This is a genomic window from Sinorhizobium sp. NFACC03 (assembly GCF_900103435.1).
GTDB lineage: Bacteria > Pseudomonadota > Alphaproteobacteria > Rhizobiales > Rhizobiaceae > Ensifer.
In genome coordinates this window covers 130,948-155,710 of sequence record NZ_FMXF01000003.1, presented here as the reverse complement: position 1 = coordinate 155,710, position 24,763 = coordinate 130,948, and the positions used below count along the sequence as shown (strand labels likewise).

The following is a 24,763-nucleotide window of genomic DNA, read 5'->3' as shown; positions in this document are numbered from 1 at the left end:
TATCCTTAATAGATGCGCATTGCATCCGCCGGACGAAGACATGATCCTCAAAAGCCAAGTCGAATGGGCGTTGCATTGTTGTGCCATTCTCGCCGGCCTGCCTGAAGGCCGCTATCTCTCAACCAAGGCGCTGGCAGAGTTCCACGGGCTGCCCAAGGAGTATCTGTCGAAGGCACTGCAGAGCCTTTCGCAGGCCGGTCTCGTCCACACGACCCTCGGTCCATCGGGCGGATACCGGCTGGCAAAGGCGGCGGCCGAGCTGACCTTTCTTGAAATCGTCGAGGCGGTCGAAGGCAGATCGAGAACCTTCGTCTGCACCAATATCAGGGCCAACAATCCCTGTCGCGCACCCGGCTACTGCGAAGAGACGCCGTGCGCGGTGGCGCGCATCATGTGGGAGGCCGACGAAGCCTGGCGCGACAAGCTGCGCAGCGTGCGCCTATCCGACCTGATCGAGATCCTCTCGCAGGAAATTCCCCCGGATCTCTGGAAACGGAGTTTCGCGTGGGTTCTAGAGCGCGCCGGTTGAGCGAAGCCCGGCGTCTGTACCTGAAGGCGGCACGTAGAAATAGGCCTGAGCCGGCGGCGCAAGCGAGAGGCCCTCGAGACGGCATTGCTCATGAACGCGGTCGATCACCTCGTTGCGTGCCGGCGTCCGCTCAGGCGGGTTCTTGACGCGGAACTGCAGCTCGACCTCGACGGCCACGGCGTCGATCGCCTTGAGGGCGACGACCGGCGGCGGCTCGCGCACGATCAGGCCGCACCGTTGCAGAGCTCTCTGCACCGTTTCTTCGATCCGGCGTGGCGGATGATCCGCGGCAAGACGGATCGACAAAGCGATCTGGTGCGTTTCGTCCGGACGGCTGAGATTGGTGAGCCCGACCTTGGCGAGCGCGCTGTTGGGCAGCACGACGACATTGTGCGCTCCGGTGAGCAGAAAGGTGGAGCGCCAGTTGTTCTCGATGACACGGCCTTCGGTGCCGTCGCCAAGCACGATCCAGTCGCCGATGGCAAAGGGCCGCCCCAGTATCAGCGCGATACCCGAGAACACGTCGCCGAGCGTATTTTGAAGCGCGAGACCGAAGATGATGGCAACCACCCCGGAGGTCGCAACCAGCGTGCCGATCGGCGCCCGGAAGACAAAGCCCAGTGTCGACAGTGCCACGCCGAGATAGACAATGGCGACGATGAGGTCCTGCAACAGGCGGGCCTCCTGCGGCCGCCTTTCAAGGACGATGTAGAGACGCACGAAGCCGATAAGCGACCAGGCGAGGTGCGTCCACCACAGCACCCGCGCCGACGTCGCCAGGAAGGCGAGCGCTCCCTGAAGATGCTGATCGTCGCTCCGATGCGGCATGATCCCGGAAAGGAGGAGAACCGTCGTCATCATGCAGAAGAAGAGGATCTGGACAATCAGCCTGGCGAGCGGGCGACGGCGACCCTGCACATGCCAGACAACAATGCCGGTGATGCCGAGAAGATTGATCAGCACGAGCGGCAACGGCAATTGGTCGGCGAACATGGCAGGCTCCAACGATTGCAGGCAAATTGCAGGACCGGGCGCTTGTGCGGCCGGTCCTGCAGGATCATTTCATCGGATAGGTCAGTTCCTTTTCGGCGGTATCGACGACGAAGACCGCGAGCAGCTTGGCGGGCTCTGTCTCACTGCCGTTGGCGCTGACGCCGTGACGGTCGCCGGGCATTTCCGAAAAGTTCTCGCCGGCCTTGTAGACCTTGACCGGTCCATCATTGACCTGGCTTCGGATCGAGCCTTCCAGCACCGTCGCATAGATGAAAGCGGTGCTTGGATGGGTATGCGCCTCCGAAGAGCCGCCGGGCCCATATTCCACAAGAACGCCCTTGATGCTCTTGCCCGGCACGTTCGGCAACTCGTGCTCATAGACCAGGGTGACCTTGGCAGCGTCGCCGGCAGCGGCCGTGCCGAACAATGCGGCGGTGACCGCAGTGGCGGTGATGAGAGACTTGATCATGTCGGAAGTCCTTTCAGGGGGCTGGGGGTGCGCCGCCGGCGCACCCGTATGTGCTCACTTACGGGGAGCCGTGGCGAACCATTCTTCGAAGGTGATCCGGCCGAGGCGGGGATTGTTGTCGGAGACCAGCGAGCCGTCTTGCAGCAGCGCGCCGAAGTAGCGAGCCTCCCGATCGGCCTCGACCTTGCGGTTGTCGCCGCTCGCCTTGAGGTAGCGGGCGACGAGATCGCTGAGGCGTGAGCGCTCCGGTCCGGCAATCTCGATCGTGCCGTTGACCGGGGCGGCAAGCGCGACCGCGGCCATGGCATCGGCGACGTCATCGGACGCGATCGGCTGCACATAGGCCGGCGAGAGGTGCACGGTGTCGCCGACAGTCCCGGATTGGGCGATGCCGCCCAAAAACTCCATGAATTGGGTCGAATGCACGATCGTATAGGGGATACCGCCGGCCTTGATCAGTTTCTCCTGGGCGAGCTTGCCGCGGAAATAGCCGCTTTCCTGCAGACGTTCGGTCCCGACGACCGAAAGCGCGATATGGTGTTTGACGCCGGCAGCCTTTTCCGCCGCAAGCAGGTTGCGGCCGGAGGTCTCGAAGAATTCGAGCACCGCCTTGTCCTCGAAGGAGGGAGAGTTGGCGAGGTCGATGACGACCTCGCAACCGGAAAGCGCCTCGGCGAGACCCTCACCGGTGATGGTGTTGACGCCGGTATTCGGAGAGGCGGCAACCACCTCATGGCCTTGCTTGCGCAGGCGTTCGACCGTCTTGGAGCCGATCAGGCCCGTTCCGCCGATAATGACGATTTTCATGGGACCCCCCAATCGTTGCGGCGGCTGGCCGCGTTGTTCGATCACTCAGGAACAGGGTTTAGTTCAGTCCGGCCTTGTCGAGGCCATAGAGCTTGTCGGCCGAACCGGGCACGGCCTTGAAGGCGACACTGACGCGGTTCCAGGCATTGATTACCATGATGGAGAAGGTGAGATCGGAGATCTCCTTCTCCGAAAGCTGGCCGCGTACACGCTCGTAAAGTTCGTCCGGAATGCCGCCTTCGGGCAGTTTCGTAACCGCCTCGGCCCAGGCAAGCGCTGCGCGTTCGCGCGGGGCGAAGAGGTTCGATTCACGCCAGATCGCTACGTGGTAGAGACGCAGTTCGCTCTCGCCGTGAATCTTTGCCTCCTTCACATGCATGTCAACGCAGAAGGCGCAGCCATTGATTTGCGACGCCCTTATGTTCACGAGGTCGCGGATCTTCTGCTCGATGACGCTGTCCCTCAGGCTGAGGCTGAGGTCGGAGATCTTCTTGAAGAATTCGGGAGAATGCTGTGCGTAGTTCAGGCGCTGTGTCATGGGTTCGCTCCACAATTACGGATATTTGTTATCCTTATGGATACAAGATATCCGTAATTACTGGACAGTAAAGCGCAACGGTCATACACTCGGCGCATAAGGCTTATGCCGAAACGTTTGAGGGACCGTATGGATATTGTCTCAGCGCTGAGAGCCTTCCTGCGCGTGGCGGAGACGGGCTCGTTTTCCGCCGCCGCACTCGATCTCAACCTGACGCAGCCGGCCGTCTCGCGGCAGGTATCGGCGCTCGAAGAGCACCTGAACACGCGCCTTCTTCATCGGACGACGAGCGCATTGGCGCTCACCGCCGAGGGCGAGCACATGATCCCGATGGCGCTCCGGGTAGTGGAAGCGGTCGACGCACTGAACGAAGCCTCATGTGCCGAGACTGCCTTGGTCTCCGGTCGAGTCCGGTTGACCCTGCCCGCGCCCCTCGGCCTTTATGTCAGCGATCGGCTCGCCGCCTTTCTCGAGCGGCATCCCAGCCTGTCGGTCGAGTTGATCTTCCGGGAAGAGCCGTCGGATCTGGTCGGCGAAGGCATTGATCTCGAAGTGCGCCTCGGGCCTGTGACGGACAATAGCCTGATGTGCCGGCGCATCGGCTGGACGACCGCCTTCCTCGTTGCAGCACCCGGCTATCTGGACGGAAGGAGCAGACCGAAAACGCCTGACGAGATCGGGGGCCACGAGTGCATCTGTTATAGTCGTGCCGGTGACGGACGCTCCTGGACCTTTTCCGATGGTTCCGATGACATCTTCGTGCGCATCGCACCACGTCTCGTCGCCAACAACGCGGTGGCCGTGCACCGCGCGGTGCTTGCGGGAAGCGGCCTGGCAATCCTGTCGCACATCCTCGCCTGCCCCGATATCGAGGCCGGGAAGCTGGTGAATGTGATGCCAGATTTCCCCCCGGCGCGTCTGCCGATCAGCGTCGTCTATCCGTCGCGCCGGAACATGCCGCTGCGTGTGCGAACCGTTCTCGATTTTCTTGTCGAGGCAGTGAAGGAAGATCCGTTGATGGCGTCCGCCTCCTGACAGCGGAACGCCGCTCAGCGTTGTCCGATTGTTGCGCGCAACGGGAGTCCGTTGAAGGCCTTGATCTCCTTCAGCACGAAGGTCGTCTGCATTTCCTTGATGCACGGCAGCCGCCGCACCACTTTCATGGCGAAATCCGAATAGGAATCGAGGTCGGGCGAAACGACCTGCAGAAGGAAGTCCGCATCGCCGGCTATGCTGTAGCAGGCAACAACGCTGTCGAGCTTCATCACTTCATCGGCGAAAGCATCGGCTTCCGCCTCCGTGTGGCTGTCGATCTTCACCCGGATGAAGGCGAGCACTCCCAAGCCGATTTCCTTCCGGTTCAGGACAGCCATATAGCCCTGAATGACGCCATCATCCTCAAGCTGGCGCACGCGCCGCCAGCAGGGCGAGGTCGACATGCCCACTTGCTCCGAAAGCGCCTGGTTGCTCAGGCGCCCGTCATTCTGCAGCGCGGTCAAAATCTTCACATCGGCGGGCGTCAAGGTCGCGGGCACATCCTACCTCTTGCTTGGTCAATACAGGTAGAACCTACCCCGCATTCGTAATTCGCCGCAACTTCCGAAAGAACTTACCACAGGGTCCGATCTATTCTCCCCATCGAGAAACAGAGAAGGGATAGACCACCGTGCTTCAGGACATCCGCCTCGCCATTATCGTCAATCCGGAGCTGCCGCCGGGTCATCTCGCCAACACCATCGCGGCGATTTCCATCGGAATCGGCGCGGCCATGCCCGTTCTTGGCAATCAGCACCTTACCGACAGCAATCAAAATACGATCGACATCAGTTCCAACCGACCCGTCCCGATCCTGCAGGCCGACGGCAGGACGATCGGCGCGTTGCTCCTGAAGGCGCTGCCGAAAGAGGAAGACCGCATCATCGTGCCGTTTCCGGCTTTTGCGCGCTCGTTGCACAGCTATGCGGACTATGAAACGCAATTCCCCGAGCGTGATCTCTCGGAGGAAACGATCGATGGCATTGGACTGGCCGGTGCGTCCAAGTGGGTCAAATCGCTGACGGGATCCCTGAAATTGCTGCGATGAAAGCGAAGGTCCCCCAACGGCGCGGAAGGCACCAACCCCACCTCCTTGCCCAGCGTGTACATTTTTTTCATCGCGACCAGACCAATGGCGGAATTGGTGGCGACACATCCGCAACACTTCCGGCCATTCGACCGAAAGGACATAGCTTTCCGGCTTGGCAACTTTTTCTAGCCTTGACGGCTCCTGTCGCGCGCGACAAGCTCTGAAAACGATTTTCAGAATATCAGAATTGCTTCATAGACCACATCACCCCGGCCGCCGCTGCCGTGGTTGATCGCGCGATGCGATACCTGTTGGGGACCAATGCGCATGACCAATCAACGTCTCATCATGCTGATCTTCTTCCTTCAGCCGATCGCCTTCGGCGCTTGGCTGCCGCGCATCCCCGATGTACAGCAAAGGCTTGGCCTCGGCCCAGCGGAACTGGCAATCGCATTGCTCGGAATGCCCGTCGGCATTCTTTTGACGCTGCCGTTTGCCGGACGCCTGGTCGCCCGGGTCGGCGGTCGCGCCACCATCCTCTACGGCTTCATTGTGTTTCTGGCGCTCGTCTGGCTGCCGCCATGGGCCTCGAATATCGAGATGCTCTTCGTGACGCTCGCCATCGTCGGTGCGGCCCTGACGACGCTCGAGCTCGGCCTCAACATCGAGGCGGATGCGATCGAGAAGCACTCCGGACAGTTGATCATGAGCACCTGTCACGGCTTCTGGAGCCTCGGCATCATGACCGGCAGCCTGATCGGCGTCGGTTTCGCCGCGGTCCATGTTGCGCCGGAATGGGCAGTGCCGCTGACCGCCGCGGTCATGCTGCCGATCAGCGTCTTTTTCGCCAGAAAGCTGCCGCTCCTCCAAACCGGCGAGGCCGCGGCTGCGGAGGCGGCGCCGTCCAGGCGACGGCTGCCGAGCTTTGCGCTGCTCGGCGTCTGCTTCTTCGTCTTCGGCATCACCATGACCGAGGGCGCTGTGGCAGACTGGTCGGCCGTTTTCCTGCGCGATGTCTTCGGGCTCTCCAGCGCCAGCGCCGGCTTCGGCTATTCGATCTTCGCCTTCATGGTGGCAGCCGGCCGTTTTGCCGGTGACCGGCTGAAGGCGAGTTACGGTCCGGTGGCGGTTGCGCGCGCCTGTGGCATCGCCAGCATTGCCGGGCTGCTTCTGGTCGTTGCAAGCCCCGCCGCCTGGGCAGCGCTGCTCGGCTTTGCCGCCATGGGCTTCGGGGTCTCCGTCGGCTTCCCGCTCGCCGTCACGGCGGCCGCCGACCAGAAGGACCGGCCGGCCGCAGCCAGCGTCGCCAGCCTGTCCTTCATCGCTCTGCTCGGCTTCCTGCTCGGACCACCACTGATCGGCCTGATCGCCGAGCACAGCGACATGCGCTTCGGTCTCGGCGTGCTCGTGCCCTTCCTCGCCGTCAGCCTACTTTTGACCGGCCGTTTGAAACCGGCCACCCGCGTGAGTGCGCAGGACGCTCAGCAAGCCGCGAGCCGCGCGTAACAGCCAAGGCGATAGATCCTTGCAACCGTGAAAACCCCGGCCGATTTTCGGCCGGGGTTTTCGTCGTTCATCAGCAAACTTATTTGCGCGCCGCCATCGTGTTGTAGCTGGTGATGAGGTTGCGGTAGTCGGGAATATGGTTCGAGAACAGCGTGCCGAGCCCCTCGATATCGTTGCGCCAATCGCGGTGCAATTCGCAGGCAACGCCGAACCAGGTCATTAGCTGAACGCCGGCGGCGGTCATGCGCGACAAGGCGGAATCCCTGGTCACCTCATTGAACGTGCCGGAAGCGTCGGCGACCACGAAAACCTCGAAGCCTTCCTCGATCGCCGAAAGCGCCGGAAACGCCACGCAGACCTCGGTCACCACGCCGGCGATCAGCAACTGCTTCTTGCCGGTGGCCTTCACCGCCCTGACGAAGTCCTCGTTGTCCCAGGCGTTGATCTGGCCCGGACGGGGAATGAAGGGCGCATCGGGAAACAGTTTCTTCAGTTCAGGCACCAACGGGCCATTCGGACCATCTTCAAAGCTGGTCGTCAGTACCGTCGGCAGTTTGAAGTATTTGGCAAGGTCGCCGAGCGCCAGGACATTGTTCTTGAACTTGTCCGGATCGAAGTCGCGTACCAGCGACAGGAGGCCGGTCTGATGGTCGACGAATAGGACGGTAACATCATCCTTGTTGAGACGTACGTAGGGCTTGGTCATCGGAAGTCCTTTCTTTCGTTTAGTTCCATCACCGCCAGGAGGACGTTTGTTGCTGTCTGATCCGCTGTGATTGAACGTAGGCTACTTCAGGACCACGCATGCAAAAAGATTGTGGAATCCGACGCAGTGTCCTATCAATAGAACGATGCAAGACCTGAACGACCTCTATCATTTCGTGCAAGTCGTCGAGCATGGCGGTTTTGCGGCAGCGGCACGGGCGACGGGAACGCAAAAATCCCGACTGAGCCGGCGCATCGCGATGCTGGAGGACCGGATCGGCGTCCGGCTGATCCAGCGCTCGCCGCGCCGGTTCTTTGTCACCGATGTCGGCCGCGAATATTACCAGCGGTGCGTCGCCGTGTTAATCGAAGCCGAAGCGGCAGATGCCTTTATCGCGCAGCAGCAGGGAGAACCTCAGGGGACTATCCGGGTGAGCTGCCCGACGGCGCTGATCTCCTTCCAATTCGGCAGGCTTTTCGCCCGGTTCATGACCGCGCATCCGAAAATCAGCCTGCAGCTCGAAAGCACCAACCGCCGCGTGGACGTGATCGCCGAGGGTTTCGACGTCTCGATCCGAGTCCGGTTTCCGCCGCTGGAAAGAAGCGAGCTGGTCATGCGCAAGCTCGACGACAGCTCGCAATATCTCGTTGCCAAGCCGGGGTTCCTGAAGGAACCGATCCAGACGCCCGAGCAACTGACGGGGCTCGCAAGCCTTGCCTGGACTTCGGCCACACACGCTTACGAATGGCGATTGGAAAGTGCCACGGGAGAGCAGGCGGTCGTCCGGCACGAGCCGCGCTTCCTGACGGACGATATGGCAGCGCTGCGCGAAGCGGTGCTCGACGGAGCCGGAATCGTGCAATTGCCGACGATGATGATCTGGAAGGACCTGGCGGCCGGAACCCTGGTGCCGGTGCTGCCGCAATGGCGGCCTGCATCCGGCATCGTGCACGCTGTCTTTCCCTCAAGGCGCGGGCTTCTGCCGTCGGTTCGCACCTTCATCGACTTTCTCGCCCAGGAATGCGCTGCCGATCGCCTGACGGTCGACGAGAGTCTGGCATAACCGACGAACACCACCCATATGAGCGTTTAGTGCGTCTCGAAGGCACCTCTTCGCCTTCGATCCGCAGACCCATGCGCAGGGCGCATAGTAGCCATTCCTTGCATCCCGCGCCGCTATTCACGATCTTAATGATGAAGCCGCGTTCGACGCCGGCTCCCTTCAGCACTCCATCCCAGTCGTAGACTTTTCCCCCGGCCACTGGCCGGCGCGGCCAATTCCGGCTTGAACAATAGGGAAGGTAATCATGCAGACTTCTGCCAAGACGCTTGACGCCAAGACACTGGACAAGATGACGCTCCACGAGCGCTCGGACATGATGGCGCTCGTCGCAGACGCACTCGAAGCAACGGCCGAGAAGGCCTACGAGATCGGCGATGACCGGTTTGCAGAGAATTCGATCAGCCTCGCCAACATCATCATCAGCTGTGCTGACGACCTGGTCGTTGGCGATCTGCCGGCGGCCGAACTTCTGTTGCAGCAGGGTATCGCGTTGATCAGCCTGTTTCAGGGCGAGCCCCGAGAGTTCACCTTGCACTAAAGCTTACGACCCACGGCCGGCGACCAGCCGGCCGTTGCCACTTTGCACCGGTCGATGATGGTTATCCTCGACCGGCCGCGGCGGCTGCTCAGCGGGCCATTAGGCGTCTCACACGCCTTCGAGCGCGAGGTCGACGGCGGCCAGCGCATGAATCTCAGTGGTATCGAACACCGGAACCGGGCTGTCGGCCTGCGAAATCAACAGCATGATCTCGGTGCAGCCCATGATGATCGCTTCCGCGCCCGCATCGACCAGCCGCGCGATGACGCCGCGATAGGCGTCGCGCGAGCTGTCCTTGACGATGCCGGCGACGAGTTCTCGATAGATGATCTCGTGTACCTTGGCGCGGTCGTCCGCCTCCGGCACCAGCACCTCGAGACCAAACGTGTTCTTCAAACGGCCCTTGTAGAAATCCTGCTCCATGGTGAAGGCGGTTCCAAGCAGACCGACCTTGCTCAGGCCTGCGGCCTTGATCTTCTCCGCCGTCGGGTCGGCGATGTGAAGCAGCGGAATGGAAACGGCTGCCGAAACGTCGGCTGCCATCTTGTGCATCGTGTTGGTGCAGATCATCAGGAAATCGGCGCCGCCGGCCTCCAGGCGACGCGCCGCCGCAATCATTTCCTCTGTCAGAGCCGGCCAGTCGCCATGATGCTGAAGCCGTTCGATTTCGCCGAAATCCATCGACCACATCAGCGATTTTGCCGAATGCACGCCGCCCAGGCGGCCGCGAACCGTCTCGTTGATGATGCGGTAGTACTCGGCCGAGCTCTCCCAGCTCATGCCGCCAATCAGGCCGATGACCTTCACTTTGCGCGCTCCATTTTCGATCCGGACTCTGAGCTAACAAATCGCGAGCCATCGCGATAGCTCCAGCGACCGCCAGCGCCCGGCGCAGAAGGCAATTGCGGGGCTCGACGCCGGTCTCCGACGAGCGCCTTTCCCGCCCCAATCAACGGACTCTTCCGCAAAGCTGCGTGACGTGACGACGACAACCGGTTGACATTTCCGGTTTCGTGGACTTTTATATTCCAAAATAAAGAACGACATAGCATAATTATGGAATACGAGGAGGAGCAAATATGAAATCGACCAAACTTGCATTGCTTATCGGAACCGCGCTCGTGGCATCGGCAACCCTTGCCTTTGCACAGGAAAAGGGCGGCGTCATCAACGTCGCGACGGTCGGGGAGCCACCGACGCTCGACCCGATGGCATCGACCGCCGACCTCGTCGGCATCATCTCGCAGCACATCTTCGAGACGCTCTACACCTTCGACAAGGACTGGAAGCCAACGCCGTTGCTTGCTGCCAGCCTGCCCGAGATCAGCGCCGACGGCAAAACCTACACGATCAAGCTGCGCGCGAACGTCAAGTTCCATGATGGCACCGACCTCGATGCCAAGGACGTGGTCGCCTCGCTCGAGCGCTGGACGAAGGTCGCCTCGCGCGGCAAGCAGACGGCAACCTCGATTGCCGGCATCGAAGCGGTCGACCCGCTGACGGTCAAGATCTCGCTCAACACCCCTTACGCGCCGCTCGTCTCGCTGCTCGCCTTCAACAATTCCGCGGCGATCGTGCTTCCGTCGGAAAAGCAGGCTGAACCGATGACCGATTTCGTCGGCACCGGCCCCTACCAGCTGAAGGAGCGAAAGGCGGACCAGTATATCCAGCTGACCCGCTACGACGCCTACACGTCGCCGGAAGGCGACGCCAACGGCTACGGCGGCGCCCGCCACCAGTATGCCGACGAAATCCGCTTCGTGCCGGTGCCGGACCCGAACACCCGCGTCGAGGCGGCCGTCTCCGGCCAGTATGACTATGTCGATTCGCTGCCGGTCGAATCCTTCGACCGCGTGAAGGGGTCCAGCGCCTCCGATCCCGTCATGCTCCAGCCGTTCGGCTGGCCGGTCTTCGTCTTGAACTCCGGCAACGGCATGACCAAGAATGTCGATCTGCGCAAGGCGATCCGCGCCTCGCTCAGCATGGAAGACATGATGGCGGCCGCCTTCGGCACCACCGACTTCTATGCGCTCGATGCCGCACTTTATCCGTCGCAATTCACCTGGCGCACCGATGCCGGCACCGAAGGCGCCTACAACATCGCCGACCCGGAAAAGGCTGGCGAACTGCTAGAGGCCGCCGGCTACAAGGGAGAGCCGCTGCGCATCCTCACCAGCCGCCAGTACGAGTTCCACTACAAGATGGCGCAGGTCGCGGCCGAATATCTGAAGCTCGCCGGCTTCACGGTCGATCTGCAGGTGGTCGACTGGGCGACGCTCACCCAGCGCCGCGCCGACCCGACGCTTTGGGACATCTACATCACCCACAGCCCCTTCCTGCCGGAACCGGCGCTCATCGGCATGATGTCGACCAAGGCCCCCGGTAACTGGGATACCCCGGCGCGTGCCAAGGCGGTCGATGCCTTCAACGCCGAATCCGATCCGGCCAAGCGCGTGGCTCTCTGGGCCGATGTGCAGAAGGTGATCTTCGAAGAAGTGCCTTTCATCAAGATCGGTGACTTCAACGCGCTCTCGGCAAAGTCGAAGACGCTTGAAGGCGTGTCACCGGCGCCATGGCCGTATTTCTGGAACGCTTCGATCAAGAAGTAAGCTCCCACCCTCCCAGGGACTTCGGCGGGCGCCCGGCTACAAGCCTGGCGCCCGCCGGAAGGGCGCGCCGTTGCCCGCTCCGGCGGTTGCGGCGCACAGGAAAGGTTCGAGGCCACCATGTTACGCTACATTTTCCAGCGGCTGATGGGCATGATCGTCGTCATGGCGATCGTCGTCACGATCGTCTTCGTCATCGTCCGAGTAACTCCCGGCGACCCGGCCGCCGTGATGCTCGGTCCGGAAGCGACCCAGGAGGACATTGCGGCGCTGCGCACCCGGCTCGGCCTCGACCAGTCGCTCGGGCTGCAGTATGTCTATTATGTCGGGCAGCTGCTTCAGGGCGACCTCGGCCAGTCGATCTTCCTCAATCAGCCGGTGACCGCAGCGCTGGCCGAACGCGCCGAGCCGACCTTCTTCCTGACGCTGTTTTCGATCGTGATCGCCTGCGCCATCGCGCTACCGATCGGCATCTACGCCGCCTATAGGCGCGGATCCTTCGTCGACCAGGCGGCAACGACCCTCGCCATGCTGGCGGCGAGCATACCGAGCTTCTGGCTCGGCCTGATCCTCATCCAGGTGTTTGCGGTGCGCTTTGGCTGGTTCCCGGTTTCCGGCTATGGCGGTCCCGGCTCCTCCTTTACCGAGCGCATGTATCACCTGACCTTGCCGGCGATCGCGCTCGGCGTCGTTTCCTCCGCGCTGATCCTGCGCTTCACCCGCGCTTCGATGCTCGATGTGCTCGGCGACGATTTCATCCGCACCGCCCGAGCCAAAGGGCTTGGCGAGCGCAAGGTGGTGATGAAACATGCTCTCAAAAACGCGTTGATCCCGATCCTCACCATCATCGGCCTGACCGCCGCCGTGCTGATTTCCGGCGCCGTCGTCACCGAAACCGTCTTCGGCCTGCCGGGTGTCGGCAACCTCGTCGTCTCCGCCGTGCTTCGCCGCGACTATCCGGTGATCCAAGGCGCGCTGCTCGTCATTGCCGCCCTCTACGTGCTGATCAATTTCGCAATCGACATGCTCTATCTCCTCGTTGATCCAAGGGTGCGCTACTGATGGCTATCTCCGTATCTGCTCCCTCCGAGAGCGAGGGCCGCAAGTTCATCCGCCGGCTGCTCATGCGCAAGACCGTTGCCTTCGGCCTCATCGTGCTGAGCGTCTTCGTGCTCTTGGCCGTCTTTGCACCGCTGATCGCACCCTATGCGCCCGGCAAGCTGTCGATCGTCAACCGTCTGTCGCCGCCGAGCCTGCAATGGTTCTTCGGCACCGACGAATTCGGCCGTGACGTCTTTTCCCGCACCATCTATGCCGGCCGGCTATCGCTCCTCGTCGGTGCGGCCGTCGTCACGCTCGCAACGGTGATCGGCGTCGTGCTCGGCCTGCTCGCCGGCTTCTTCCCGAAGCTCGACACACCGATCGCCCGCGTCATCGACGCGATGATGGCCTTCCCGGATATCCTGCTTGCGATCGCGCTCGTCGCCGCCCTCGGACCGTCGCTGACCACCGTAATCATCGCGCTCAGCATCGTCTATGCGCCGCGGCTTGCCCGCGTGGTGCGCGCCTCGACGCTGGTGATCCGCGAGCTTCCTTACGTCGAGGCGGCGCGCGCGCTCGGCATCTCGACGCCGCACATCATGACGCGGCATGTGCTGCGCAATCTTCTGTCTCCGGTGCTGGTGCAGGGCACCTTCCTCTTTGCCCATGCCATGCTGGCCGAGGCCGGCCTTTCCTTCCTCGGCGTCGGCGTGAGCCCGGAAATTCCCACCTGGGGCACGATGATCGCCTCGGGACGCCAATATATCGGCCAGGCAGACTGGGTGACGCTCTTCCCCGGCATCGCCATCGTGCTTTCGGTGCTGTCGCTGCAGATGGTCGGAGACGCCCTGCGCGACATGCTTGACCCCCGCCTCAGAAAGGATCTGTAAGTCATGACGAACGCAACCAAGGACGCCGGTCCGGTCCTGATCCGGCAGGTGAAACCCGTCGCCTTCGGCATGGACGCGCCGGCCGAAACGATCGATATACTCGTCGATGGCAGAGGCCGCATCTCGGCCCTCGGCCCGAACCTGGAGGCATCAGGCAGCGTGCGTCGCGTCGAAGGCAATGGCGCCTGGATCTCGCCCGGCTGGATCGACCTGCACGCCCATGTCTGGCATGGCGGCACCGACATCTCCGTACGCCCGCAGCTTTGCGGCATGGAGCGCGGCGTCACCACCATCGTCGATGCGGGTTCCGCCGGCGAAGCCAATTTCCACGGCTTTCGCGAATACATCATCGAGCCGTCGCGCGAGCGCATCAAGGCGTTTCTCAATCTCGGCTCGATCGGCCTTGTCGCCTGCAACCGCGTCAGTGAACTCTCCGACATCCGCTCGATCGACATCGACCGCATCATCGCCTGCTACCAGGAAAACCGCGAGCACATCGTCGGGCTGAAGGTTCGTGCCAGCCATGTGATCACCGGGTCCTGGGGCGTGACGCCGGTCAAGCTCGGTAAGAAGATCGCCAAGATCCTGAAGGTCCCCATGATGGTGCATGTCGGCGAACCCCCGGCGCTCTATGACGAGGTGCTGGAGATCCTCGGCCCCGGCGACATCGTCACCCACTGCTTCAACGGCAAGGCCGGCTCCAGCATCATCGAGGACGAGGACCTGTTCGAGCTTGCAGAACGTTGCGCCGGCGAAGGCATCCGCCTCGACATCGGCCATGGCGGCGCCTCCTTCTCCTTCCGCGTCGCGGAAGTCGCGATCGCCCGCGGACTGCTGCCCTTCTCAATCTCCACCGACGTACATCTGCGCAGCATGAACCAGTCCGTCTGGGATCTCGGCACCACCATGTCGAAGCTGCTCAGCGTCGGCATGCCCTTTGAAAAGGTGGTCGAGGCCGTGACCCAGGCGCCGGCCTCGGTGATCCGCCTGCCGATGGACAATCTCTTGAGCGTCGGCGCCCGCGCCGAGTTCACCCTCTTCGATCTCGTCGATAGCGAACTCAGGGTGTTCGATTCACTCGGTGCTGAGGCGCATCTCAACCGCCTCTTCGAGCCACGCTACGCGGTGGTGGGCACCGAGGTGGTCGCGGCCAACCGCTATCAGCCGCCGCATATCGAGTGCCCCGATCACAGCCATGGTTACGGCTATCGCTGACTCGAGACGACAGAATACAGCAATGACAGGACATCGCGTGAACAGTCTGGACCAGAAGAAAGACAGCCCTGCCGCCGTCTCGCCCTATCAACGGCTTCAGGCCCTCGGCATCAACCTGCCGCCGCCGCCGCCGCCGATCGCCAATTTCGTGACGCATGTGCGCGAAGGCAACATCCTCTACCTCTCAGGCCAGGGCCCGCGTGAAGTCGATGGCCATCTGCATGCCGGCAAGGTGGGCGCCGATGTCGACGTCGAAAGCGCCTATGAGCACGCGCGGCTGACGGGCATCAACCTGCTTGCCGTCATGCATGATGCGCTGGGCGATCTCGGCCGCGTCAAGCGCATCGTCAAGCTGCTCGGTATGGTCAACGCCGTGCCGGATTTCGCTGACCATCCGCGCGTCATCAACGGCTGCTCGGATCTCCTGATGGATGTCTTTGGCGAGGCCGGCAGCCATGCGCGCTCGGCGGTGGGTTTCGGGTCGCTGCCCGGCAACATCACCGTCGAGATCGAGGCGATCGTCGCTCTCTACGAGTGACGACGGGAGGTCGGATCAATGGCTGCGCCAGCCCATCATCTTCTCGATCCGCTCGGCGGAAACCCTGACGTGATCGGCGTAGAACGCCTGGTCGTCGAGGATTTTCTGCTCGGGCAGCACGATCGAGATCGTGGCAGCGCAATTGCCCCTGTCGTCAAGGATCGGGGCTGCGACGCAGGCGACGGCATAGTCGGATTCGCCCGCCTGGATCGAAAGCCGCGCCGTCAGCGCACTCTCGGCCTGAGCGGAAAGGGCAGCCGGGTCGATATCGGCGCGGCCGGTCGGCGAGGTGCGGGCGCAGCGGCGGAAGAGCTCGAGCCTTTCGTCGGCCGGCAGATGGCCGACGAGCAGGCGACCGGATGCCGTCCAGTTGAGCGGCACACGGGTACCGACGCGCGAGGTCACCTGGAAATGGCCGGGACCGTCGGCCATGGCGAGCACCTGCATGTAGTCGCCGTCGCGACCGCAAAGCTGGATCGTTTCGGAAACCTCGCGGCCGAGGTCATGCATCTCACGGGTGGCGACACCCAGGAAATCAAGCGAGCGGGCATAGGCGAGGCCATAGTGATAGAGCCGGTCGCCAAGCCAGACGAGACCATCGATATCGCGGCTGAGCAGGTTCTTCTCGACCATATCGTCGACAGTCACATAGGCCGTCGACAGCGGCGCGCCGACCGCTTTGGCGATCGCGTAGACGCCGCTCGGGGAACCCGTCTCATAAAGGAAATCGAGCACCTGCAAGGCGCGGTCCATGCCGCTTACGCGCGAACGGCGCGGCTTGCCGGTCGCTTCGATGTCGTCATTCGGCTCGGCGCCGGTCGTCGTCTTGTCCACTGCTCAACTCCTGCGCGGCTCGAATTGCGCACTGCCGGGAAAGTGTCGGCTCCCCCTGCTGACGCGCCCTCGATGGCGGCTGTGACAGATGGCGGAAGGCCTCACGCATACTTCATTACTATGGTAGATATTCCGCGAAAACGGAATAGTCTATCCGTTTCGACTTCCAGAAAATCGCCTGCCAGAAAATTACATGGAGACCACTATGCCTGACCGTGACATTCGCGAAGCTCTCGGACTTCGTCCCGTTATCAACGTCTCCGGCACGATGACCGGGCTCGGCGCATCGATCGTGGTCCCGGAAGCGATCGCCGCGATGACAGGCATACTGCCGCAGTTCGTTGAGATCAACGACCTGCAGCGCAAGGTGAGCCCAGTGATTACGCGGCTGACGGGTGCCGAAGCCGGATTCGTCACGGCCTCCTGCTCCGCCGGCATCAGCCTTGCCGTCGCAGGCTGCATGACCGGCAGCGATCTGGCCGCGATCGAGCGCCTGCCCGATACGAACGGCCTCAAGAACGAGGTCCTCATCCAGATGGGCCATGTGGTGAGCTACGGCGCGCCCGTCGATCAGGCGATCCGCATCGCCGGCGCAAAGCCGGTGCTGGTCGGCCAGGCGACATCGGCCTATCGCTACCATCTGGAGGGCGCGATCAACGAGCGTACGGCCTGCGCCGTCTACGTCGTCTCGCACCATGTGGTGCAATACGGCCTCCTGGGGCTCAAGGAATTTGCCGAGGTCTGCCATTCGAAGGGGGTGCCGGTCATCGTCGACGCGGCCTCGGAATATGACCTGCGCATCTTCCTCGATGAGGGCGCCGACATCGTGCTCTATTCCGGCCACAAGTTCCTGGGTGGCCCGACTTCGGGCATCGTCGCCGGAAAAAAGGACCTGGTGCGCAACACCTTCCTGCAGAACCTCGGCATCGGCCGCGGCATGAAGGTCGGCAAGGAAAGCATGCTGGGCGTGATGGCGGCACTCGAAGCCTGGGAAAAGCGCGACCACGCCGGCATCCGTGAGCGTGAAACCGGTTACCTGAACCTCTGGCACGAGACGCTGAGCGGCCGCCCCGGCATCAAGCCGGTGGTCGAGACCGATCCGACCAACAACCCGCTCGACCGCCTGCGCGTCAACATCGACCCGCAGGAAGCCCACATCACCGCCTGGGATCTCGCCGATGCGCTCGCCCGCGGCACACCGCCGATCATCGTGCGGGACCACGAGGCCGAGCACAATTACTTCTATCTCGACCCGTGCAACCTGCACCCCGGCCAGGAGAAGGTGGTCGCAAGCCGCCTTGCCGAGGAACTCGACAAGGCGCGCGCCTCGAACGAGATCATCGCCACCTCGCTCAGCGAGCGCAACGCCCGGCGCTTCGCCGGCCTGCTGCGCTGGCCCGACTGACCGGACACCGAAAACGACAAGCATAGCAACAGGCGGAGGAGCCGACATGACCGACACCGCAATCGCAGAGGCCCGCTCGACGACGCCTGTTCTTTCCGTCGAGAACCTGACGACTTCGTTCCTGGTCGATGGCGCATGGAAGCCCGTCGTGCGCGACATCTCCTTCCAGGTGGCGCCGGGAGAGACCGTCGCGATTGTCGGCGAATCCGGTTCTGGCAAGAGCGTCACCTCGCTCTCGATCATGCGGCTCTTGCAGAAGGAAACGAGCCGCGTCGAGGGCCGGGTGATGATGGGCGGCCGCAACATCCTCGACCTGCCCGAATCCGAGATGCGTCATGTGCGCGGGAACGACGTCGCGATGATCTTCCAAGAGCCGATGACCAGCCTCAATCCGCTGTTCACCATCGGCGACCAGATCTCCGAAGCCCTGCTTTGCCACAGCCCGATGTCGAAGGCGGAGGCGAGAGCAGAAACCATTCGCCTTCTGGAAAAGGTCCGTATCCCTTCGGCCGCCTCGCGCTTCGACGAGTATCCGCATCGCTTCTCCGGCGGCATGCGCCAGCGCGTGATGATCGCCATGGCGCTTGCAAGCCGTCCGAAGCTACTGATCGCCGACGAGCCGACGACGGCGCTCGACGTCACCATCCAGGGCCAGATCCTCGACCTGATCAAAGTGCTGCAGGAGGAGGAAGGCACCTCGGTGCTGTTCATCACCCACGACATGGGCGTCGTCGCCGAGATCGCCGATCGCACCGTGGTGATGTTCCGCGGCGACGCGGTCGAGACCGGCAAGACGGAAGACATCTTCCTCAGGGCGAAACATCCCTATACCCGCGCGCTTCTTTCGGCAGTGCCGATGCTCGGGGCGATGAAGGGCGAGCCCCAGCCGATGCGCTTTCCGGTCATCGATGCGGCAACCGGTCTTCCGGGTACCGTGGCTGAAGCGACCGACACGGTTCAATCCGACCGCAAGCCGATCCTTGAGGTGAAGAACCTCGTCAAGCGCTTCGACATCCATGCGGGCCTGCTCGGCAAGCTCAAGGGCCGCGTGCACGCGATCGAAGACGTCTCGTTCAGCCTGCAGCCGGGCGAGACGCTGTCGCTCGTCGGCGAATCCGGCTGCGGCAAATCGACGACCGGCCGCGCGATCATGCGGCTGATCGAACCGGAAAGCGGCTCGGTGATGCTTGACGGAAAGGACGTGCTGGCGATGGACCGCAAGAGCTTGCGCGAAATGCGCCGCACCATGCAGATGATCTTCCAGGATCCCTTCGCGAGCCTCAATCCGCGCATGACGGTGGGGGCGGCCATTGCCGAGCCCTATCTCGAACACAAGCTCGGCACGCCACGCCAGGCCCGCGAGAGGATTGCCGACCTGCTCGAACGCGTCGGCCTGCAACCCGACATGGCGGCGCGCTATCCGCATGAATTCTCCGGCGGCCAGCGCCAGCGCGTCTGCATCGCGCGCGCCTTGGCGCTCGACCCGAAGGTGATCGTCGCCGACGAATCCGTTTCCGCACTCGACGTCTCGATCAAGGCGCAGGTCATCAACCTGCTGCTCGACCTGCAGGCGAGCCTCGGCCTCGCCTACCTGTTCATCTCGCACGACATGGCGGTCGTCGAGCGCGTCAGCCACCGTGTGGCGGTCATGCATCTCGGCGAAATCGTCGAGATCGGTTCACGCGCACAGGTGTTCGAAAACCCGCAGCACCCCTATACCGGGAAGCTGATCGCCGCCGTCCCGATCGCCGACCCGACCCGCCGCCACACGCGCCGTGGCGTTGCGAGCGACGAGCTCAAAAGCCCCTTGCGCGCGCCCGACTACGTTCCGGTCGAGCGGCGCTATCAACAGGTCGCCGAGGACCACTTCGTCCAGGTCTAGGCGGACTGCGTCAAGCCGGCCGCATCCTTCTCGATCGAGACAGGTGAGCCGCGCGCACCTTCCTGCGCGGGCGGCCAACCGTATGACGGCCGTCAGAACGGCAGCCGCGCGTTCTCCTTGACTTCCTTCATCACGAAGAACGTCCGCGTCTGGCGCACTCCGGGCAAGGCGATCAGCTTCAGGCCGTGCAGTTTGTTGAAATCGGCCATGTCGCGGACGCGGATCTTCAGGAGATAGTCGAAATCGCCGGCGACCAGGTTGCAGTCGAGCACTTCCTTCATCTCCATCACCGCGCCTTCGAAGGCCGCAAAACTTTCGGGCGTCGAACGGTCGAGCACCACGCCGACCATCACCAAAGCGCCGAGACCGACGGCAGCGGGTGCGATTTCCGCCCGAACGCCTGTAATGTAACCCTCGTCGAACAGCCTTTGCGTCCGCCGGTGGCAGGTGGCCGGACTGACATTCACCCGCTCGGCCAGGTCAGCATTTGTCAGCCGGCCCTCTGATTGCAGGGCGCGCAGGATCTTGATGTCGATCCTGTCGAAATCTTCGTTGGAAGAATCTTTCATTTCTGAGCCACAATCTTGAAGAACAACGAAATTGTTTGAGAACTCTATCTCATCTGCAAAAATCAGAACAGGAAATTAGAGAGCACCTTTCACGCGACTTCACCTATCCTTCGCTCACAATTTTCACATGGAGGCCTGGATCAATGTCACTGCTCGAAAAGTTCGAACGCTACCCGCTCACCTTCGGCCCGACGCCGATCGAGCATCTGCCGCGGCTGACGGCAGCACTTGGCGGAAAAGTCGAGATCTATGCCAAGCGCGAAGACTGCAATTCCGGTCTTGCCATGGGCGGCAATAAACTCCGGAAACTCGAATACATCGTTCCGGATGCGATCGCCTCCGGCGCTGACACCCTGGTCTCGATCGGCGGCGTACAGTCGAACCATACGCGGATGGTCGCTGCGACCGCCGCCAAGATCGGCATGAAATGCGTCGTCATCCAGGAAAAATGGGTGCCGCACTATGATGCGGTTTATGACCGCGTCGGCAACATCCTGATGACGCGGCTGATGGGGGCGGACAGCCGGCTGGTCGATGACGGCTTCGATATCGGCATCCGCAAGAGCTGGGAAGATGCGATCCAGTCAGTGAAGGATGCCGGCGGCAAGCCATATCCGATCCCGGCCGGCGCTTCGGTGCACAAATACGGCGCGCTCGGTTACGTCGGCTTTGCCGAAGAGGTGGCTGAACAGGAGAAGGCGCTCGGCTTCACCTTCGACTACATCGTCGTCTGCGTCGTTACCGGCTCGACTCAAGGGGGCATGATCGTCGGTTTCGCCGCGCAGAACCGCGCCGAGCGGGTGATCGGCATCGATGCGTCGGGTACGCTTGAACAGACCCGCACGCAGGTGCGCAACATCGTCGATGCTACCGCCGAACTGGTTCGCCTCGGGAGGCCGATCCGCGACGACGAGATCGTCATCAATCCCGATTACGCCTATCCCGCCTATGGCGTACCATCGGAAGAAACCAACGAGGCGATCCGGCTTGCGGCCCGCACCGAAGCGATGATCACCGACCCAGTCTATGAGGGCAAATCCATGCAAGGCATGATCGACCTTGCCCGCAAGGGCTTCTTCCCGGAGGGATCTCGTGTGCTCTACGCCCACCTCGGTGGCGCACCGGCGCTCAACGGCTACAGCTATTACTACAAGGACGGCTGAAGGCCGGCCAAATTCTGTCACCTTTCGTCCTTCTCCATCGGAACCTGGCGATGACCGACACCACCCATCTGAAGACCATTGAAAAGCGCCTGCTCTGGCTCTCCCACTGGATGATCCATCACACCAACCACATCCGGCCGAAGATCGACGGCATCAAGGTAGGCGGGCACCAGGCAAGTTCCGCCTCGGTCGTTTCGATCATGACGGCGCTCTATTTCTCGGCACTCCGGCCGGAGGACCGCGTCGCCGTCAAGCCGCATGCGGCGCCGGTCTTCCACGCGATGCAATATCTGATGGGCAGGCAAACGCGCGAGAAACTCATGAACTTCCGCGGCTATGGCGGGGCGCAGAGCTATCCGAGCCGGACGAAGGATGTCGACGACGTCGACTTCTCCACCGGCTCCGTCGGGCTCGGCGTCGGCATCACTGCGCTCGCCTCGATCGTCCAGGATTTCGTCCGCGCCAAGGAATGGGGAGAGGGCAAGCTCGGCCGCATGGTGGCGCTCGTCGGCGACGCCGAGCTTGACGAGGGCAATGTTTACGAAACGCTGCAGGAGGGCTGGAAGAACGACCTGCGCAATTGCTGGTGGATCATCGACTACAACAGGCAGTCCCTTGACGGCATCGTGCGCGAGGGCCTGTTCGAGCGGGTGGAAAAGATCTTCAGCGCTTTCGGCTGGGACGTGGTGCGGGTCAAGTATGGCGTGCTGCAACGCGCGGCCTTTGCCGAGCCCGGCGGCGAGAAGCTGCGCGACTGGATCGACCGCTGCTCCAACCAGGAATATGCGGCGCTTACCTTCATGGGCGGTGCCGTCTGGCGCAAGCGCCTCGCCGACGATCTCGGCGACCAGGGCGACGTCTCCGCGCTGATCGACCGGCGCAGCGATGCCGAGCTTTCAGCGCTGATGGAAAACCTCGGCGGCAACTGCGTCGAGACGATGGCGGAGACCTTCGCCGCGATCGACCACGACCGGCCGACCTGCTTCCTCGCCTATACGATCAAGGGCTGGAACACGCCGATCGCCGGCCACAAGGACAACCACGGCGGCCTGATGACAACAGCGCAATTTGCCGAATGGCAGGCGCATATGGGCGTGGCACAGGGCGAGGAGTGGGAGCCGTTCGCCGGCGTGCGGGATCAGGGCGCGCTCAAGGCGTTCCTCGCGTCCGCCCCCTTCTTCGCCGAGGGTGCACGGCGGCATGCCGACCGTCGGCTGGAGGTGCTGCCAATCGCCTTCGAGACGCAACGCGAAATCTCGACCCAGATGGCGTTCGGCAAGATCCTCGACGATCTCGCCAAAGGCCAATCCGAACTCGCCGAGCGCATTTTGACGACATCGCCGGATGTGACCGGCACCACGAGCCTCGGCGGCTGGGTAAACCGGCGAAAGCTTTTCGCCCGAAAGCCGCTTGCTGATGCCTTCATCGCACACCGCATCGCCTCGACGGCGAAGTGGGAATTCACGCCGGAAGGTCAGCACGTGGAACTCGGCATCGCCGAGATGAATCTTTTCCTGCTGCTCGGCGCCGCCGGCCTCAGCCATTCGCTGTTCGGCAGAAGGCTGATCCCGATCGGCACGGTCTACGACCCGTTCGTCTGCCGCGGCCTCGATGCGATGAACTACGCCTGCTACCAGGATGCCCGCTTCATGATCGTGGGCACGCCGTCAGGTGTGACGCTCGCGCCCGAAGGCGGCGCGCACCAGTCGATTGGCACACCGCTCATCGGGATCAGCCAGGATGGCCTGGCAGCCTTCGAGCCCGCCTTTGCCGATGAGCTCGCGGTCATCATGGAATGGGCCTTCGACTACATGCAGCGCGACGGCGAGGGTGACCCGGACGAACGCACCTGGCTGCGCGACGAGACCGGCGGCTCGGTCTATCTCAGGCTCACCACCAAGCCGCTCGAACAACCGTTGAAGCGCGTTGACGACGATTTCCGTCAGGGCGCGATCGACGGCGCCTACTGGCTGCGCAAGCCCGGCCCGAACTGCGCCGTGGTCATCGCCTACCAGGGCGCCGTCGCCGATGAGGCGATTGCCGCCGCAGGTCTGATCGGTGAGGTTCGCCGCGACATCGGCGTGCTTGCGGTCACTTCCGCCGACCGTTTGAATGCCGGCTGGACGGCTGCACAGCGCGAGCGCGCCCGCGGCAACCCGCAGGCAAGAAGCCACATCGAACGGCTGCTCGATCCGCTGCCCAACAATTGCGCGATCGTCACCGTGATCGACGGCCATCCGGCCACACTTTCCTGGCTCGGCGCAGTCGCCGGCCACCGGACCATTCCACATGGCGTCGAACACTTCGGCCAGACCGGGACGATCGGCGATCTCTACCGGCATTTCCGTCTCGACCGCAGCGCCATCGCCGCATCGGTCATGGCGCTGACCGCGGGGCGGCGGACCGCCGCCGGGCAAGAGGCACTCCTCTTTCCGTAGCGCCGGCTGAACACCAACACCTTTGAAGACGAATGGCCTCGCGTTGTCTGTCCGGCAGCGAGCGGTCGCCTGCGTCTTCCAAAAACCGAGAAGCGTCACCGTCCCGGAACAGACGCCGTACGAGGGGAAACCGCACCCAACAGGAAAGGATTTTCCAAATGCGAACAATAAGAATTCTGGCAGCCACTCTCTTGGCAATGGTGGTTGCCCCGCTCGGGCAGGCTTTTGCCGATCCCATCAGGAACGTCGTCATCGTGCACGGGGCACTTGCCGATGGCTCTGGCTGGCGCAAGGTCTTCGACCTCTTGAGTGCCAAGGGTTTCAACGTCTCCGTCGTCCAGCCGCCGATGACCTCGCTTGGCGACGATGTCACTGCAACCAAGCGCATCCTCGACCTGCAGGCCGGTCCGTCCATTCTTGTCGGCCACAGCTATGGCGGCATGGTGGTGACCGAAGCGGGAAGCGCCGACAACGTCGCGGGCCTCGTCTATGTGGCGGCGTTCCAGCCGGATGCAGGCGAGACCCTGCTCGACCTCGCCGCCCGGACACCCGCGGCAACCAAGAGCATCGCGGCGACGAAGGACGGTTATCTCCACCTCGACCCGAAGGCTTTCGCTCAGGATTTTGCCGCCGATATCCCCGCGGACGAGGCTCGCTTCATGGCGCAATCCCAGGTCTTCCCCGCGAAGGCCGCCTTCGAGACCAAGATCACGGCACCGGCGTGGAAAAGCAAGAAGAGCTGGGCGCTGATCGCCACCGACGATCGGGCCATTCATCCCGATCTGATGCGGGAGATGGCGAAGCGCGCCGGGAGCGAACCGGTCGAAGTCAAAGCCAGCCACGCAGTCTTCATGTCCCAGCCGGCGGCTGTCGCCGCGCTGATTGAGAAGGCCGCGACCACGCTTTCCGACTGACGCATTACCTTGGTGGCGGAACGCTGCGGTCCGCCACCAAGGCCCTCTTTACGT

At 62.7% G+C, this 24,763-nt stretch carries 25 protein-coding genes; 16 read left to right on the top strand and 9 right to left on the bottom strand.

Going from position 1 to position 24,763, the window contains the following annotated elements; translation table 11 throughout:
• The first annotated feature begins 40 nt into the window (after nucleotides 1-40).
• Nucleotides 41-529 (top strand): RrF2 family transcriptional regulator, encoded by a 489-nt coding sequence (locus tag BLU35_RS07675; RefSeq protein WP_093232706.1) that lies wholly within the window; start codon nucleotides 41-43, stop codon nucleotides 527-529.
• Here BLU35_RS07675 and BLU35_RS07670 read toward each other — a convergent pair.
• The 4 genes from BLU35_RS07670 to BLU35_RS07655 all read right to left on the bottom strand — a co-directional run bounded on the left by BLU35_RS07670 (nucleotide 512) and on the right by BLU35_RS07655 (nucleotide 3,336).
• Entirely contained in the window at nucleotides 512-1,522 is a 1,011-nt protein-coding gene (locus tag BLU35_RS07670) for a mechanosensitive ion channel family protein (RefSeq protein ID WP_093232599.1), read from the bottom strand. The genes BLU35_RS07675 and BLU35_RS07670 overlap by 18 nt on opposite strands.
• Nucleotides 1,523-1,586: 64 nt before the next feature.
• Nucleotides 1,587-1,991, bottom strand: coding sequence for a cupin domain-containing protein (locus BLU35_RS07665; RefSeq protein ID WP_058322120.1), 405 nt, complete (start codon nucleotides 1,989-1,991; stop codon nucleotides 1,587-1,589).
• A gap of 54 nt (nucleotides 1,992-2,045) precedes the next feature.
• Nucleotides 2,046-2,798 carry an SDR family oxidoreductase gene (locus BLU35_RS07660; protein WP_057255313.1) on the bottom strand — a complete coding sequence of 251 codons (753 nt, stop codon included), beginning with the start codon at nucleotides 2,796-2,798 and terminating at the stop codon, nucleotides 2,046-2,048.
• Between the two features lie 58 nt (nucleotides 2,799-2,856).
• A complete protein-coding gene (locus BLU35_RS07655; protein ID WP_093232598.1) occupies nucleotides 2,857-3,336 on the bottom strand; it encodes a carboxymuconolactone decarboxylase family protein in 480 nt (159 codons plus the stop codon).
• 129 nt (nucleotides 3,337-3,465) lie between these two features.
• Here BLU35_RS07655 and BLU35_RS07650 point away from each other — a divergent pair, with 129 nt between their 5' ends.
• Nucleotides 3,466-4,371 (top strand): LysR family transcriptional regulator, encoded by a 906-nt coding sequence (locus tag BLU35_RS07650; protein ID WP_093232597.1) that lies wholly within the window; start codon nucleotides 3,466-3,468, stop codon nucleotides 4,369-4,371.
• A gap of 14 nt (nucleotides 4,372-4,385) precedes the next feature.
• Here the strand turns inward: BLU35_RS07650 and BLU35_RS07645 are convergent, their stop codons facing one another.
• The gene (locus tag BLU35_RS07645) at nucleotides 4,386-4,871 is read right to left on the bottom strand and encodes an Lrp/AsnC family transcriptional regulator (protein ID WP_093232596.1); all 486 of its coding nucleotides are present in this window, start codon (nucleotides 4,869-4,871) and stop codon (nucleotides 4,386-4,388) included.
• Nucleotides 4,872-5,002: 131 nt separating this feature from the next.
• On the opposite strand from BLU35_RS07645, the gene BLU35_RS07640 reads away from it, so the two are divergent.
• Both BLU35_RS07640 and BLU35_RS07635 read left to right on the top strand, forming a co-directional pair.
• The gene (locus BLU35_RS07640) at nucleotides 5,003-5,419 is read left to right on the top strand and encodes a DUF2000 domain-containing protein (protein ID WP_093232595.1); all 417 of its coding nucleotides are present in this window, start codon (nucleotides 5,003-5,005) and stop codon (nucleotides 5,417-5,419) included.
• Between the two features lie 309 nt (nucleotides 5,420-5,728).
• Nucleotides 5,729-6,907 carry an MFS transporter gene (locus BLU35_RS07635; protein WP_093232594.1) on the top strand — a complete coding sequence of 393 codons (1,179 nt, stop codon included), beginning with the start codon at nucleotides 5,729-5,731 and terminating at the stop codon, nucleotides 6,905-6,907.
• Nucleotides 6,908-6,986: 79 nt separating this feature from the next.
• Here the strand turns inward: BLU35_RS07635 and ycaC are convergent, their stop codons facing one another.
• Nucleotides 6,987-7,613 (bottom strand): isochorismate family cysteine hydrolase YcaC, encoded by a 627-nt coding sequence (ycaC, locus tag BLU35_RS07630; protein WP_093232593.1) that lies wholly within the window; start codon nucleotides 7,611-7,613, stop codon nucleotides 6,987-6,989.
• Nucleotides 7,614-7,758: 145 nt separating this feature from the next.
• On the opposite strand from ycaC, the gene BLU35_RS07625 reads away from it, so the two are divergent.
• On the top strand, nucleotides 7,759-8,676 hold the full coding sequence (locus tag BLU35_RS07625) for a LysR substrate-binding domain-containing protein (protein ID WP_093232592.1): 918 nt from the start codon (nucleotides 7,759-7,761) through the stop codon (nucleotides 8,674-8,676).
• Nucleotides 8,677-8,920: 244 nt separating this feature from the next.
• On the top strand, nucleotides 8,921-9,214 hold the full coding sequence (locus BLU35_RS07620) for a hypothetical protein (protein ID WP_057255307.1): 294 nt from the start codon (nucleotides 8,921-8,923) through the stop codon (nucleotides 9,212-9,214).
• A 108-nt stretch (nucleotides 9,215-9,322) separates the two neighbouring features.
• Here BLU35_RS07620 and BLU35_RS07615 read toward each other — a convergent pair whose 3' ends face one another.
• A complete protein-coding gene (locus BLU35_RS07615; protein ID WP_093232591.1) occupies nucleotides 9,323-10,021 on the bottom strand; it encodes an aspartate/glutamate racemase family protein in 699 nt (232 codons plus the stop codon).
• Nucleotides 10,022-10,293: 272 nt separating this feature from the next.
• On the opposite strand from BLU35_RS07615, the gene BLU35_RS07610 reads away from it, so the two are divergent.
• The 5 genes from BLU35_RS07610 (at nucleotide 10,294) to BLU35_RS07590 (ending at nucleotide 15,504) form a co-directional block, all read left to right on the top strand.
• The gene (locus BLU35_RS07610; protein ID WP_093232590.1) at nucleotides 10,294-11,823 is read left to right on the top strand and encodes an ABC transporter substrate-binding protein; all 1,530 of its coding nucleotides are present in this window, start codon (nucleotides 10,294-10,296) and stop codon (nucleotides 11,821-11,823) included.
• A 117-nt stretch (nucleotides 11,824-11,940) separates the two neighbouring features.
• Complete coding sequence (locus BLU35_RS07605) at nucleotides 11,941-12,882, top strand: ABC transporter permease (RefSeq protein ID WP_176907161.1); 942 nt, start codon at nucleotides 11,941-11,943, stop codon at nucleotides 12,880-12,882.
• Entirely contained in the window at nucleotides 12,882-13,751 is an 870-nt protein-coding gene (locus BLU35_RS07600; protein ID WP_093232589.1) for an ABC transporter permease, read from the top strand. Before BLU35_RS07605 ends, BLU35_RS07600 begins: the two co-directional genes overlap by 1 nt.
• Before the next feature lie 3 nt (nucleotides 13,752-13,754).
• Complete coding sequence (locus BLU35_RS07595; protein WP_093232588.1) at nucleotides 13,755-14,966, top strand: amidohydrolase/deacetylase family metallohydrolase; 1,212 nt, start codon at nucleotides 13,755-13,757, stop codon at nucleotides 14,964-14,966.
• Between the two features lie 46 nt (nucleotides 14,967-15,012).
• A complete protein-coding gene (locus BLU35_RS07590) occupies nucleotides 15,013-15,504 on the top strand; it encodes a RidA family protein (protein ID WP_502688144.1) in 492 nt (163 codons plus the stop codon).
• Between the two features lie 15 nt (nucleotides 15,505-15,519).
• On the opposite strand, the gene BLU35_RS07585 is transcribed toward BLU35_RS07590, so the two are convergent.
• The gene (locus BLU35_RS07585; RefSeq protein WP_093232704.1) at nucleotides 15,520-16,257 is read right to left on the bottom strand and encodes an IclR family transcriptional regulator; all 738 of its coding nucleotides are present in this window, start codon (nucleotides 16,255-16,257) and stop codon (nucleotides 15,520-15,522) included.
• Nucleotides 16,258-16,543: 286 nt separating this feature from the next.
• Between BLU35_RS07585 and BLU35_RS07580 the strand changes: the two genes are divergently transcribed.
• Together BLU35_RS07580 and BLU35_RS07575 are read left to right on the top strand one after the other, a co-directional pair.
• Nucleotides 16,544-17,743 carry an aminotransferase class V-fold PLP-dependent enzyme gene (locus tag BLU35_RS07580; RefSeq protein ID WP_093232586.1) on the top strand — a complete coding sequence of 400 codons (1,200 nt, stop codon included), beginning with the start codon at nucleotides 16,544-16,546 and terminating at the stop codon, nucleotides 17,741-17,743.
• Nucleotides 17,744-17,789: 46 nt separating this feature from the next.
• The gene (locus tag BLU35_RS07575; protein ID WP_057255299.1) at nucleotides 17,790-19,625 is read left to right on the top strand and encodes an ABC transporter ATP-binding protein; all 1,836 of its coding nucleotides are present in this window, start codon (nucleotides 17,790-17,792) and stop codon (nucleotides 19,623-19,625) included.
• 92 nt (nucleotides 19,626-19,717) lie between these two features.
• On the opposite strand, the gene BLU35_RS07570 is transcribed toward BLU35_RS07575, so the two are convergent.
• Nucleotides 19,718-20,194, bottom strand: a complete 477-nt coding sequence (locus tag BLU35_RS07570) for an Lrp/AsnC family transcriptional regulator (protein WP_057255298.1) — start codon at nucleotides 20,192-20,194, stop codon at nucleotides 19,718-19,720.
• Nucleotides 20,195-20,337: 143 nt separating this feature from the next.
• On the opposite strand from BLU35_RS07570, the gene BLU35_RS07565 reads away from it, so the two are divergent.
• From BLU35_RS07565 to BLU35_RS07555, 3 genes are all read left to right on the top strand, one after another.
• Nucleotides 20,338-21,357: a 1-aminocyclopropane-1-carboxylate deaminase gene (locus tag BLU35_RS07565; protein WP_093232585.1), complete on the top strand. Its 1,020-nt coding sequence runs from the start codon at nucleotides 20,338-20,340 to the stop codon at nucleotides 21,355-21,357.
• A gap of 50 nt (nucleotides 21,358-21,407) precedes the next feature.
• Nucleotides 21,408-23,795, top strand: coding sequence for a thiamine pyrophosphate-binding protein (locus BLU35_RS07560; protein WP_093232584.1), 2,388 nt, complete (start codon nucleotides 21,408-21,410; stop codon nucleotides 23,793-23,795).
• 197 nt (nucleotides 23,796-23,992) lie between these two features.
• Entirely contained in the window at nucleotides 23,993-24,709 is a 717-nt protein-coding gene (locus BLU35_RS07555; RefSeq protein ID WP_286161470.1) for an alpha/beta fold hydrolase, read from the top strand.
• Nucleotides 24,710-24,763 lie beyond the last annotated feature (54 nt).

What these genes read in the sequence shown, in the direction of transcription:
- BLU35_RS07660 (WP_057255313.1), bottom strand. Translation starts at nt 2,798, where the DNA reads ATGAAAATCGTCATTATCGGCGGAACGGGCCTGATCGGCTCCAAGACG.
- BLU35_RS07595 (WP_093232588.1), top strand. Translation starts at nt 13,755, where the DNA reads ATGACGAACGCAACCAAGGACGCCGGTCCGGTCCTGATCCGGCAGGTG.
- BLU35_RS07570 (WP_057255298.1), bottom strand. Translation starts at nt 20,194, where the DNA reads ATGAAAGATTCTTCCAACGAAGATTTCGACAGGATCGACATCAAGATC.
- BLU35_RS07635 (WP_093232594.1), top strand. Translation starts at nt 5,729, where the DNA reads ATGACCAATCAACGTCTCATCATGCTGATCTTCTTCCTTCAGCCGATC.
- BLU35_RS07610 (WP_093232590.1), top strand. Translation starts at nt 10,294, where the DNA reads ATGAAATCGACCAAACTTGCATTGCTTATCGGAACCGCGCTCGTGGCA.
- BLU35_RS07605 (WP_176907161.1), top strand. Translation starts at nt 11,941, where the DNA reads ATGTTACGCTACATTTTCCAGCGGCTGATGGGCATGATCGTCGTCATG.
- ycaC (WP_093232593.1), bottom strand. Translation starts at nt 7,613, where the DNA reads ATGACCAAGCCCTACGTACGTCTCAACAAGGATGATGTTACCGTCCTA.
- BLU35_RS07560 (WP_093232584.1), top strand. Translation starts at nt 21,408, where the DNA reads ATGACCGACACCACCCATCTGAAGACCATTGAAAAGCGCCTGCTCTGG.
- BLU35_RS07620 (WP_057255307.1), top strand. Translation starts at nt 8,921, where the DNA reads ATGCAGACTTCTGCCAAGACGCTTGACGCCAAGACACTGGACAAGATG.
- BLU35_RS07675 (WP_093232706.1), top strand. Translation starts at nt 41, where the DNA reads ATGATCCTCAAAAGCCAAGTCGAATGGGCGTTGCATTGTTGTGCCATT.
- BLU35_RS07670 (WP_093232599.1), bottom strand. Translation starts at nt 1,522, where the DNA reads ATGTTCGCCGACCAATTGCCGTTGCCGCTCGTGCTGATCAATCTTCTC.
- BLU35_RS07555 (WP_286161470.1), top strand. Translation starts at nt 23,993, where the DNA reads ATGGTGGTTGCCCCGCTCGGGCAGGCTTTTGCCGATCCCATCAGGAAC.
- BLU35_RS07575 (WP_057255299.1), top strand. Translation starts at nt 17,790, where the DNA reads ATGACCGACACCGCAATCGCAGAGGCCCGCTCGACGACGCCTGTTCTT.
- BLU35_RS07625 (WP_093232592.1), top strand. Translation starts at nt 7,759, where the DNA reads ATGCAAGACCTGAACGACCTCTATCATTTCGTGCAAGTCGTCGAGCAT.
- BLU35_RS07655 (WP_093232598.1), bottom strand. Translation starts at nt 3,336, where the DNA reads ATGACACAGCGCCTGAACTACGCACAGCATTCTCCCGAATTCTTCAAG.
- BLU35_RS07600 (WP_093232589.1), top strand. Translation starts at nt 12,882, where the DNA reads ATGGCTATCTCCGTATCTGCTCCCTCCGAGAGCGAGGGCCGCAAGTTC.
- BLU35_RS07585 (WP_093232704.1), bottom strand. Translation starts at nt 16,257, where the DNA reads ATGGACCGCGCCTTGCAGGTGCTCGATTTCCTTTATGAGACGGGTTCC.
- BLU35_RS07665 (WP_058322120.1), bottom strand. Translation starts at nt 1,991, where the DNA reads ATGATCAAGTCTCTCATCACCGCCACTGCGGTCACCGCCGCATTGTTC.
- BLU35_RS07565 (WP_093232585.1), top strand. Translation starts at nt 20,338, where the DNA reads ATGTCACTGCTCGAAAAGTTCGAACGCTACCCGCTCACCTTCGGCCCG.
- BLU35_RS07650 (WP_093232597.1), top strand. Translation starts at nt 3,466, where the DNA reads ATGGATATTGTCTCAGCGCTGAGAGCCTTCCTGCGCGTGGCGGAGACG.
- BLU35_RS07580 (WP_093232586.1), top strand. Translation starts at nt 16,544, where the DNA reads ATGCCTGACCGTGACATTCGCGAAGCTCTCGGACTTCGTCCCGTTATC.